8 protein-coding genes are annotated in these 11795 nt (G+C 57.9%); 2 read left to right on the forward strand and 6 right to left on the reverse strand.

What is annotated here, in order from left to right:
• Positions 1 to 54 precede the first annotated feature (54 nt).
• Both nirB and nirD read left to right on the forward strand, forming a co-directional pair.
• Positions 55 to 2568 (forward strand): nitrite reductase large subunit NirB, encoded by a 2514-nt coding sequence (nirB, locus tag QEH57_RS21500; protein ID WP_309008852.1) that lies wholly within the window; start codon positions 55 to 57, stop codon positions 2566 to 2568.
• A gap of 18 nt (positions 2569 to 2586) precedes the next feature.
• Positions 2587 to 2937, forward strand: a complete 351-nt coding sequence (gene nirD, locus QEH57_RS21505) for a nitrite reductase small subunit NirD (RefSeq protein WP_309008853.1) — start codon at positions 2587 to 2589, stop codon at positions 2935 to 2937.
• 105 nt (positions 2938 to 3042) lie between these two features.
• Here nirD and QEH57_RS21510 read toward each other — a convergent pair whose 3' ends face one another.
• From QEH57_RS21510 to QEH57_RS21535, 6 genes are all read right to left on the reverse strand, one after another.
• Positions 3043 to 4788, reverse strand: coding sequence for a bifunctional protein-serine/threonine kinase/phosphatase (locus QEH57_RS21510; protein WP_309008854.1), 1746 nt, complete (start codon positions 4786 to 4788; stop codon positions 3043 to 3045).
• 140 nt (positions 4789 to 4928) lie between these two features.
• The gene (locus QEH57_RS21515; protein ID WP_309008855.1) at positions 4929 to 6398 is read right to left on the reverse strand and encodes an MFS transporter; all 1470 of its coding nucleotides are present in this window, start codon (positions 6396 to 6398) and stop codon (positions 4929 to 4931) included.
• Positions 6399 to 6629: 231 nt separating this feature from the next.
• Positions 6630 to 7448 (reverse strand): ABC transporter ATP-binding protein, encoded by an 819-nt coding sequence (locus QEH57_RS21520; RefSeq protein WP_309008856.1) that lies wholly within the window; start codon positions 7446 to 7448, stop codon positions 6630 to 6632.
• Positions 7449 to 7464: 16 nt separating this feature from the next.
• The gene (locus QEH57_RS21525; protein WP_309008857.1) at positions 7465 to 8334 is read right to left on the reverse strand and encodes an ABC transporter ATP-binding protein; all 870 of its coding nucleotides are present in this window, start codon (positions 8332 to 8334) and stop codon (positions 7465 to 7467) included.
• Positions 8335 to 8361: 27 nt separating this feature from the next.
• Entirely contained in the window at positions 8362 to 9990 is a 1629-nt protein-coding gene (locus QEH57_RS21530) for an ABC transporter permease subunit (protein WP_309008858.1), read from the reverse strand.
• A 112-nt stretch (positions 9991 to 10102) separates the two neighbouring features.
• Positions 10103 to 11449, reverse strand: coding sequence for a CmpA/NrtA family ABC transporter substrate-binding protein (locus QEH57_RS21535; RefSeq protein ID WP_309008859.1), 1347 nt, complete (start codon positions 11447 to 11449; stop codon positions 10103 to 10105).
• Positions 11450 to 11795 lie beyond the last annotated feature (346 nt).

An 11795-nucleotide genomic window follows, 5' to 3' on the forward strand; every position in this document is an offset into this window, starting at 1 on the left:
TCCATACGTGTAATCGTATTTCTTTTCATCCCTAACCCGAGCCACTTTCATATTATGCGCACAGAAAACATCGTCGTCATCGGAAACGGCATGGTTGGCTGCAAATTCCTCGCAGCCATGCTGCAGAGGGACACCGAGCAGCGATTCAATTTGATCACCTTCTGCGAGGAGCCGCGCCCGGCTTACGACCGCGTCCACCTCTCCGAATACTTTTCCGGCAAGACGGCCGCAGACCTCACCCTGCAGCCTATCGACTGGTACACCGACAACGGAATCACCATTCACCTCGAGGACAAGGCCGTCGAGATCGACCGCGAAGCCAAGATCGTCCGCTCCGCCAAAGGCGTCGAGGTCCGCTACCATACCCTCGTGCTCGCCACCGGCTCCGCCCCCTTCGTTCCTCCCGTCCCCGGCATCGAAAAGGAAGGCGCCTTCGTCTACCGCACCATCGAAGACCTCGAAGGCATGATGGAGCACGCCCGCGCCGCCAGCAAAGCCGCCGTCATCGGCGGCGGCCTGCTCGGACTCGAAGCCGCCAAAGCCACCCAGGACCTCGGACTGGAATCCCACGTCGTCGAATTCGCCTCCCGCCTCATGCCACGCCAAGTCGACGAAGCAGGCGGAGCCATCCTCAAGGACATCATCGAGTCCCGAGGACTCACCGTCCACCTCAACAAGGCGACCACGCAAATCCTCGGCGACGGAAAAGTCACCGGCATGAGCTTCAAGGACGGCTCCAGCCTGGACGTCGACATGATCGTCGTCTCCGCCGGCATTCGTCCCCGCGACGAGCTCGCCCGCGAGTGCGGGCTCGAAGTCGGACCCCGCGGCGGCGTCGTAGTTGACGACAAACTACAAACCAGCGACCCCAGCATTTACGCCATCGGCGAGGTCGCACTCTACAATAACTTCATCTACGGCCTCGTCGCTCCCGGCTACAACATGGCCGACATCGTCGCCACCCAGATCACCGGCGGCCAAGCCGAGTTCCACGGGGCCGACATGTCCACCAAGCTCAAGCTCATCGGCACCGACGTCGCCAGCTTCGGCAACATCGAAACCCAAGAGCCGCACCAGGACATCGTCCTTACGGATCCGGTCAAAGGCACCTACAAGCGCCTCATCACCTCGCCGGACGGCAAGCAGCTCATCGGCGGCATCCTCATCGGCGACGCCGACGCCTACGGCAACCTCCTGCAGATGACGCTCAACCAGATCGAGCTCCCCGAGGACCCGATCCAGCTCATCCTGCCCGCCGGCACCGGAGCGGCGCCTGCCTTCGGCCCCGCCGCTCTGCCCGACTCCGCCCAGATCTGCTCCTGCGAAAACGTGAGCAAGGGCGACCTCTGCTCCGCCATAGAAAACGGAGCCACCACCCTGCCCGCCCTCAAAAGCTGCACCAAGGCCGGCACCGGCTGCGGCGGTTGCGTCCCACTCGTCACCAACCTCCTCAACCACACCCTCAAGGAACTTGGCCAAGAGGTGAACACCGACCTCTGCGAACACTTCAGCCACACCCGCCAAGGCCTCTACGAAATCGTACGCGCCACCGGTATCGACAATTTCGATACCCTACTCGCCACCCATGGAAACGGCGGCCGCGGCTGCGAAATCTGCAAGCCCGCCGTCGGCTCCATCCTCGCCAGCGTTCACAACGACAAGGTTATCGCTCCCCACAACCGCAAGCTGCAGGACAGCAACGACCGCTTCCTCGCCAACATCCAGAAGGACGGCACCTACTCCGTCGTTCCACGCGTCCCGGGCGGCGAGATCACACCCGAAAAGCTCATCGTCATCGGCGAAGTCGCCAAGGAGTACGGACTCTACACCAAGATCACCGGCGGCCAACGTATCGACCTCTTCGGCGCTAAGGTCAACGACCTGCCCGCCATCTGGAAGAAGCTCATCGACGCCGGCTTCGAGAGCGGCCACGCCTACGGAAAAGCGCTCCGCACCGTGAAGTCCTGCGTAGGCTCCACCTGGTGCCGCTTCGGAGTGCAAGACTCCACCAGCCTCGCCATCGAAGTCGAGAACCGCTACAAGGGCATCCGCGCCCCGCATAAGATCAAGTCCGCCGTCTCGGGCTGCACCCGCGAGTGCGCCGAAGCCCAAAGCAAGGATTTCGGCATCATCGCCACCGAAAAAGGCTGGAACCTCTACCTCGGCGGAAACGGCGGCATGAAGCCTCGCCACGCCGACCTCTTCGCGGCCGACCTCGATAAGGACACCCTCATCAAGTACATCGACCGCTACCTGATGTTCTACATCAAGACCGCCGACAAGCTCACCCGCACCAGCGTCTGGCTCGACTCCCTCGAGGGCGGCATCGAACACCTCCGCCAAGTCATCATCGAAGACTCCCTCGGCATCTGCGACGAGCTTGACCAGCAAATGCAGCACCTCGTCGACACCTACCACTGCGAGTGGAAGGACGCGATCGAGGACCCCGAAAAGCTCAAGCGCTTCCGCCACTTCGGCAACAGCGACGAAAGCGATCCCACCATCAAGCACAGCATCGAGCGAGACCAGATTCGCCCCGCCAAAGAAGAAGAGCTCGCCAACGCGTAACCCAAAAACCACTACAAAATGTCTGACAACATTTCCTCGAACCTTTGGACCGTTATCGGAAAGCCGGACGAGTTCAACTCCGACCTTGGCGTCTGTATCAAAATCGACGACGAACAGATCGCCGTATTCAAGCTCTCCGGAGAAAAGGAGTGGTACGCCACCCAAAACCTCTGTCCGCACGACAAGCGCATGGTCCTCAGCCGCGGCCTCACCGGCGACCTGAACGGCGAACCCAAAATCACCTGTCCCCTGCACAAGCGCTCCTTCTCGCTCAACACTGGCGAATGCCTCACCGACAAGGAAACCGCTTGCCTCAAGACCTACCCCATCAAAGAGGAAGACGGAAAGCTGCTGATCCAGTTTAGCTAAACAACGAGTTGTCGCAAAATCCCGTAGCGCGGATCCTGCAGCCCGCGTCCGCGCTGCAGGCTCCATCCTCCACGGACGCGGGCTAAAGCGCCGCGCTACGGTGCGCTATCGCAAAAACCAAAACAGCGTCGCCACTTCCGCCACCAGCAAGCCCCCTGCTACCAGCTTCCAAAACAATACCGGATTGCGCTCGATAAAGGGTCCGGCATTCTCCGGTAGGAACTTCGGGTTCGGATGCTCCAGGTCGTACTCGAATTCCGAATACGATTCGTAGCGAAGCTGAGGATTGATCGCCACCGCCTTCCGCAAGGCGCCATCCAACCATACCGGCACGTGCGAGTTGTACTTGGTCGCAGGCTGGTACTCTAGCACCGAAAAGTCCCGCACCGACTGGCACCGCTCGTACCTCTCCCCGTAAGGCAGCTTACCCGTCAACATTTCGTATACGATGACCCCCAGGGAAAATAGGTCCGACCTGCGGTTCGGCTTCTTCTCCAAAAAATACTCCGGAGCACTGTAGCCTAGCGTGCCCAAAGCATGCTCGCCTAAAAACGGAGCATCGATCTCCTGCAAGCCCGCGACCCGCGTCGAACCGTAGTCTATGATGATTGCCCCGCGCTGCGGATGGATGATCACATTGCTCGGCTTCAAGTCCTGGTGCAGCATCTCCTGACGGTGCATCGCCCGCAAGCCCTGCAGAATCTCTCGCGCAATGTTAGTAACCTGCCTGACGTCCGGCTTCGGATTCTCACGCATCCAGCCTTCCAAGGAAACGCCTTCAATGTATTCGAGAACCGTATACAGGAAATTCTGTCCATGCGGCGGCACGAAAGCGCCTGCCAGCCGTTCATGGTTCAGCTTTTTCCCAATCCACCCTTCCATGATGAAACGCTCGATGTAGCCGTTGTCGTCCTCGAAGTTCACCGACGGCGTTTTGATGACCACCTTTCGCCCGCTTTCGATCTCGCGAGCGATATAGGTTTGGCTGCGGCTGGTCGCCTGCAGCTCCTTCTCGATCTCGTAGCCGTCCATCTTCATCCCGGGAGCAAGTTCCGGAGGAAAGGGCAATCGCTTGAAATGGCGCTGGTGCTCTCGCTTGCTAGCCGTCCCCACCCCCTGCACCTCGATCAGGATCGCCGAGCAATTATCGTTGCCCTTCGCCTCGAGAGCCTTTCGGCAAAGCGCCTCGCAGGCTTGGTCGAAGGCCCCGATCTTCGCCGACTTCACTGCTTCCTTCAAAACCGAATCCGTCAGGAATCCATGGATACCGTCGGTCGACAAGAGATAGCGATCGCCCACCTCCAGAGGGAAGTTGGACGTCTCGATATCGAGCCCCGTATCCATCCCCATGGCGCGAGCCAAGCCCGAACCGCCCTTTCCATAGCTGAAGGAATGGTCCCGCGTCACTTGCTCGAAATCGCTGCCGCGCAAGCGGTAGATGCGGGTATCTCCAACGTGGAAGATATGAGCGCTCTCCCCCTTGAAGACCAAGGAAGTCATCGTCGTCACGTAGCCGCGGCCGTCGCGCGAATTGCTTTGCCCCAAACCGTAGAGCCAACGATTCAGGGAGTGTAGCACCTTGTTGCCGCAGGTCGCCACCGTCCAGGCCTCCGGAGCGTCGTAGTAGTCGTTGAGAAAACCTTGCACGCAAATCTCCGCGGCCTGCTTGCCGTGCTCCGCAGCGCTCACGCCGTCGGCTATGACCGCCGCCACCCCCTTGGTCCCGAGCTCCGGACCGTCCGGCACTCGCACGCCTAGGCAGTCGTCGTTCTGCTCGTTCGGTCCCGCATCGCTGGACATGCCCGCTTCGATCTTCAGGGCGGACTTTATTTGAAAGGGGGAATGGGGCATCAGAAAACGAAAGGAGTAGAAGCGAGTTAAGCCAAACGAGCTAAATCGCTCAATGCGAAAACAGCAATGGACGCTCCCAAGCGGAAGCGCCCATCGCAATTACAATAAACGAAACTACATATCAAAATAACATCGGGCAGCTAAGCGACTTCGATCTTCTGCACCGTGCCGTCGTCCAAGACCTCGACCGTATGGCCTTGAGGCTCTTCCAGGAAGAAGGACGCCGCGAACGCCAGGGCCGAGGAGCAGCCGATAACCATGAAGAAGGTCGACGCGTCCACGAAGCTGTAGATGGTGAGGAAGGTCACCGCGCCCACGTTTCCGTAGGCGCCCACCATGCCGGCGATTTGACCGGAAAGACGACGCTTGACCAGCGGCACGATCGCGAAGACCGCACCCTCGCCCGACTGCACGAAAAAGGAACACATCATGGTAGCCGCCACCGCGAGCAACAAGGGCCACGTCCCGTCCACCATGCCCATCACGAAATAGCCTACCGCCAATCCGCAGATGAGAATCAACATCGTCGCGCGGCGTCCGAACTTATCGGATACAAGACCGCCAAAAGGACGCGCCAAAAGGTTCATCAAAGCGAACCCGCCGCCGAACAGCCCCGCCATTTGCGGCGTCAGCCCGAAGGTGTCCATAAAGAATCCCGGCAACATGGAAACCACCGCCAACTCCGAACCGAAGGTCACGAAGTAGTTGATGTCGAGGATCGCCACCTGCTTGAACTTGTAGCGCTGCTGCTCGTCCACCCCGCTCTTCAGCATGTCCTTGTTCACCTTGTAGATCGAAGTCGTCTGCACGACGAAGAGCGCCGCCAATGCAATATAGATCCCGTAGGTCGCCCCCTGCGTCAGCAAGGCTACGCCGGACGGAGACAGCTTCCAGGCCAGTACCGCCAAACAAGCGTACATCGGCACCGTCATCCCGATCAGGAAATAAAAGTCGCGCTTGGAAGTGACCTCCAGGCCGCCGGACTTCTTGGGCTTGAAGTAGGTCGAGCCCTTCGGCGTATTGCGGGCTTTCAGGAAAAAGAAGATTCCGTAGCAAACGGCGATCGCCCCAGTAGTCAGGACCGCGTAGCGCCATCCGTCAGGACCGCCGTAGAAGAGCATCAAAGTCGGCAAGGTCCAGGCCGCAGCCGCCGAGCCAAAGTTGCCCCAGCCGCCGTAGATGCCTTCCGCCAGGCCCACCGTCTTAGCCGGAAACCACTCGCCGATCATGCGAATCCCGATCACGAAGCCGGCCCCGATGAAGCCCATCAGCAGTCGGGCCAGGGCCAGCATCTCGTAGCTGCTCGCCATGGAGAAAAAGAGGCAAAGCCCGCCCGCGGCCAGCAGCAAACCGCTGTAGACGTGGCGAGGGCCAAACTTGTCCACCAACATGCCCACCACGATACGAGAGGGAATCGTAAGGGCCACGTTCAGGATCAGGAGCGCCTTCCACTGCGCCGTCGTCATGTCGAAGGACGCCATGATGGCATCGCGCATCGGCGCATGGCTGAACCACATCACGAAGGTCAGGAAAAACGCGAACCACGTAATATGAAGCGTGAAGATCCGGGGGTCGGAAATCTTGAAGATGTTAATTTTGCTTTGTGACATTGCTTGAGGGAGTTCTACCGCGCTCCGCCAATCCGGAACTGCGTCAATTCGAACATTTAGCTATGCCCATGCCAAAGGCTCCCGGCGCTCAAATTAATCCACTTCGATTTTTTAAGCGAAAACTGTAATTTTGTTCATAACTGACTCCACCCTCAACGAGGGGAACGTTTCCACAAGAAACGCTTGCCCGGAAACGAAACGGAGCAAGCGACGAACGCTCGCTCCGCTGCCCTACCCGACCTTGGCCTTCTTGCGGGCGATCTTCTCCTTCTCGCAGTCGTCGAGGAACTGCAGCAAGCGGCGACGGTATTCATAAAACTGCGACGTCTCCATGATCTCCTCGCGATCGCGCGGGCGCTCGAACTCGATATCCATCACCTCTCCCACCTTGGCCCCAGGGCCGTTGGTCATCATGCAAATCCGGTCCGACATGTAGACCGCCTCGTCCGGATCGTGCGTGATCATCATGGTAGTGATCTTCTCGAAGTTCAGGATGTTCAGGATCACCTCCTGCAACTCCATGCGGGTAAGCGAATCGAGTCGCCCGAAAGGCTCGTCGAGCAAAAGCATCTTCGGACGCAAGGCGATCGCTCGAGCGATGCCCACGCGCTGCTGCATTCCGCCCGACATCTCCTTCGGATACTTGTGCATCGAGTCCTTCAGCCCGACCGCGCAGAGCGAATACTCCACCATCTGCTGGCGCTCCGCCTTCGACGCATCCGGAAAAACCTGCTTCACCCCCAGCATCACGTTGCCGTAGCAAGTCAGCCACGGCAGCAAGCAGGGAGCCTGGAAAACCACCGCCCGGTCCGGACCGGGGCCGGTCACTTCGCGACCCGCCACGATCACGCCGCCGGAACTGATCGGAATCAAGCCCGCGACCATGTTCAACACCGTCGACTTGCCGCAACCGGAGTGGCCGATCACGCTGACCAGCTCCCCCTGCTTCACCATCAAGTTGAAACCGTCCACCACCTTGATCGCTTCGCCAAAAGGGTTCGGATAGGCCTTCACGACCTCGAACAGCTCTACGTATCTATCTTCAATCATCGTTCTTGTCCTTCCTTTATTTGACCTTCACGGAGGTACGGCTGGGCGGGGTGAAATCGTGAGGGATGATATTCGGCATCTTGACCGAAGTATCGACCTTCAGGTCCTTGGACTCCTTGTTCATGCCAACCATGAAGCGGGTCACCGAATTCTTCAGCTTCATGAACTCCGGGTTCTTGTTCAAATTCGCTCGGTCGCGGGGCCGCTCCATCGTCACCGGAAACGGCTCTGCCAAGGTCGCCTCCGGCCCGATCGTCAAAGGCACGATCCGGTCCGCCATCAGCGTCGCCTCGTCCACGTCGTTGGTGATCATCACCACCGTGCGCTTGTCCTCTTCCCAAATGCGAATGATCTCGTCCTGCAAGACCGCTCGCGTCAAAGCGTCCAAAGCGCTCAAGGGCTCGTCCAGGAGCAAGACCTCCGGTTGCATGGCCAAGGTACGAGCCAGCGAAACGCGCTGCCGCATGCCGCCGGACAGCTCGTGCGGATTCTTCTCCAAGGCGGGCGTCAAGCTCACCATCTCCACGTAGCGCTCCACGTGCTCCTTGACCTGAGCCTTGTTGAACTTGGGAAACACCTGCCGCACCGCGAGCTCGATATTTCCGAAAACCGTCAGCCACGGCAGCAGGGAATAGTTCTGAAACATGATGCCCAAGCGCGGTCCTGGATTTTCAACTACGGAGCCATGCAGGCGAACCTGCCCCTTGTCGGGCTTCTGCAAGCCGGCGAGCAAGGACATCAGCGTGCTCTTTCCGCTCCCGGAAAATCCGATCACTGCCACGAACTCGTTCTCCTCAACCGACAGATTGATATCCTTCAGCACTTCGGTGCGATTTGACGGCGGACCGAAGCCGATCGATACATTGTTCAATTCCAAGTAAGCCATAACTAGCGTTCTCCGTATCCGTTCAATTTATACCGATGTGCCACCGCCGTCGAAGGAGACGAAGCGCTGCAGGATAATCATCATGCGATCCAGGAAGAATCCGATGATACCGACCACGAAACAAACCATGATGATGTTCGCGAAAGTGAGCGAAGAGCCGTTCTGGTACTCGTCCCAAACGAACTTGCCCAGTCCGTCCGACGAGGAAAGCGCCTCCGCCGCGATCAAAACCATCCAGCCTACCCCCAAGGAAATGCGCAAGCCTGCGAACACCAGCGGCAAGGCGGACGGGATGACGATCTTGAACAAGCGGCTCCAAAAACCGAGACGGAGCACACGAGCCACGTTCACGTGGTCCTGGTCGATCGACGCGACGCCGAGCGCCGTATTGACCAATGCCGGCCAAACCGCGCACATCGCTACCGTACAGGCCGAGAAGATCAGGGCTGGATTGATTTCGAGCGACGAAATTAGCGGCAGGTTATTCAGGAAGTTAAGCAAGGCATGGTTCTCCGGATCCGGAAAGAACGCCCCGACAACGATCTGGAAAATCAGCAGCCACACCACCGGAGACACCGGCTTGAACACCGAGATGATCGGCGTCATGCAGGCCATGAAGATCTTGTTCAGTCCGCACATGATCCCCACCGGTATCGCCACGAAGGCGGCCATGAAAAAGCCCACGAATACCGTGAAGATCGAACGCTTCGTCTGGTGGTAGATCGTAACGGCCGAGGCATACTCCTGCCCCTCCAGGCGAGCCACGCTCTCCTCAGCTCGCACAGCTCGCTTCGCGATCTTCAAGGCATCCTTCGCCGAGCCAGCCGTCGAGAGCTCAGCCATGTATTCATTTAGTTCGGACTGAGCTTCGTCCAGCTTCACGTACAAGTTACGGTCATCGAGAAACTCGAGGCGCGTCTTCATGAAAAATTGCTTGTCCGCCACGCTGTCGTACTGCTTACGGGCCTGATCGAGCGGCTTGTACTTCTGGGAACGGATTTCGTCGATGCGAGACTTGTAGGAATTGAGCTCGGAGCGCTCCCTATCTGTCGCGATTCCGTCGTTGCGGATGGCCGCGATCAAAGCCGAAGCCTCCAGCTTCCCTTCGGAAACTTCCTCCGAGATTCGGGCGATCTCAGCGTCGCGAGCCTTAGCGGCATCCCTGTATTCAGATTTTAGCGACTCGTACTTCGCCTCCAGCGGAGCGATCAGCTTCTCTTCGCGAGCCTTCTTCTCGGCCTCCTTCTCCGCGACCAGGGCCTTGGCAGCCTTGACCTCCTCGCTAAGGATCTCGTACTCGCGGGCCACTTGCTCGAGAGCCGCTTCGCGCTCCGCTCCCTTGAGCTGGAAATCGCTCCGCTTCACCTTCTCTCGCTCGGCTATGGTATCGTTGATCTGCACCGACTCCCAAACGATATCCGGGGTCGGCACCTCGCCCGACTTGGTCTTGTGGCGCGGGCCTATCCAAGACCAAAACCAGATGCAGCTGAGCACAAAAAAGGCAGGGATCACGAGGTACTTAACAATAGCGGCGAACTGCTTTTGCGGCTCTTCGCCAAAGATCAATCGAATGACCGGGTCGAACGCGGTGAAGCCGCTCACGTCGAGCGTCTTGAGAATGCGATACTTAATTTTATCCTTAGTAGATTCAGCCATCTTAGAGAGAGAGGTTTGAAGGTGGGACTTGCAGGTTCTAAAAGGAGGCGATCTCGCAGACAGGTACTCGCTAGATCGCCCCCTAGTTAACTCATACTACCTAAAACAAATTCTAGTCCTTGTTTCCTATCTTATGGGAATTGAGGTAACCGATCGGATCCTTCGGATCGTAGAGGACTCCATCGATGAATTCGTCGGTCGCCGGCTTGTAGCCATCCGTATCCCAGGGAATGTCTTCCTCCGAAATATAGCCTTCCTCGAGCAGGTGCTTGGCCGCTTCCAGATAAACCTCCGGCAGGTAAACTTCCTTGGCTACTTCGTCGTACCACTCGGCTGGCTTAGGCTCGGTGATCTGACCCCAACGACGCATCTGCGTCAGGAACCAGACGCCATCGCTGTACCAAGGGTAGGTGCTGTGGTACTTGAAGAAGACGTTGAAGTCCGGCATCTCGCGCTTGTCGGTCTTCTGGAAGTAGAAATAGCCGGTCATGGAATTCTTGATCACGTCGAAGTCCGCACCCACGTAGTTAGGCTGCGAAAGGATGCGTACCGCCTCTTCGCGGTTGACGAGAATCCCGTCCTCGTCCGTCTCGTCCAGCCACTTCCCTGCACGTATCAACGCTTTAACTACAGCGATATGGGTGTTCGGATTCTCCTTAGCCCACTTGGCGTTCACGCCGAAAACCTTCTCCGGATTGTTCTTCCAAATGTCGTAGTTCGTAGTAACAGGAACTCCGATGCCCTTGGCGACCGCTTGCTGGTTCCAAGGCTCGCCCACGCAGTAGCCGCTAATGTTTCCGCTTTCGAGCGTGGCTGGCATTTGAGGCGGAGGCGTTACGGAGAGCTCCACCTGAGCGTTGGTGAATCCCTTCTTGTCCTCCGACGTGTAGAAACCCGGATGTATGCCCGCCGCGGCTAGCCAGTAGCGAAGTTCGTAGTTGTGAGTGGATACAGGAAAAACCATACCCATCTGCAACTTTTCGCCTTCCTCGAGCATCTCCTCCACGATCGGGGCCAGAGCGTCCGCCTTGATCGGATGAGCAGGAGTGTCCGTATCGAGAGCCGGATCGTTCTCCTGCATCTGCTCCCAAATCGCGTTGGAAACCGTGATGCCATTGCCATTCAAATCAAGCGTATAGGCAGTCACGATGTGAGCCTTGGTACCGAAGCCAATAGTTGCCGCGATCGGCTGGCCCGAGAGCATATGGGCTCCGTCCAACTCGCCGTTGATCACATTGTCGAGAAGCTGCTTCCAGTTCGGCTGCGCGATAACTTCCACCTGAAGCCCCTCGTCTTCGAAGAAGCCCTTTTCCTTAGCGATTACGATCGGGGCGCAGTCCGTAAGCTTGATGAAACCGAATTTGAGCTCGTCCTTCTCGAGGTCGAGCTGCTCGCCGTGAAGCGAGGAAAGCGCCAGCGAGACGCTGGCAGTGGTGATCCATTTCTTTAGGTTGATCATTCTGGTTTTTATTCCGGTGATTGTGTATTTAGGCTAATAAAGAACGGCTCCCGTATCGACCCTCCCACTACATCCGCGAGGTAGGCGGTGAGCAAAATCAGTCAGAAACCTGATACCCAACAATAGCCTCCTGCGTGCCAAAATTCGTGAAACGCACAGCCGTTCTCACACGACAAGCCGATACCCGCCGTCCAGCCACTCCCGCTATCCACTGGAAAGGAACAACTTACAGATCCTTCCCCGACAAATTCAAATTATTAGGATTTTTTATCCTACCCCTCCTTAATGAAAATCATTCATCCAAGGAATTATTGGATTCCATAGGATCGAAGCAAGTTTGAGCGAT

The sequence above is a fragment of the Pelagicoccus sp. SDUM812005 genome, from assembly GCF_031127875.1.
Lineage (GTDB): Bacteria > Verrucomicrobiota > Verrucomicrobiia > Opitutales > Opitutaceae > Pelagicoccus.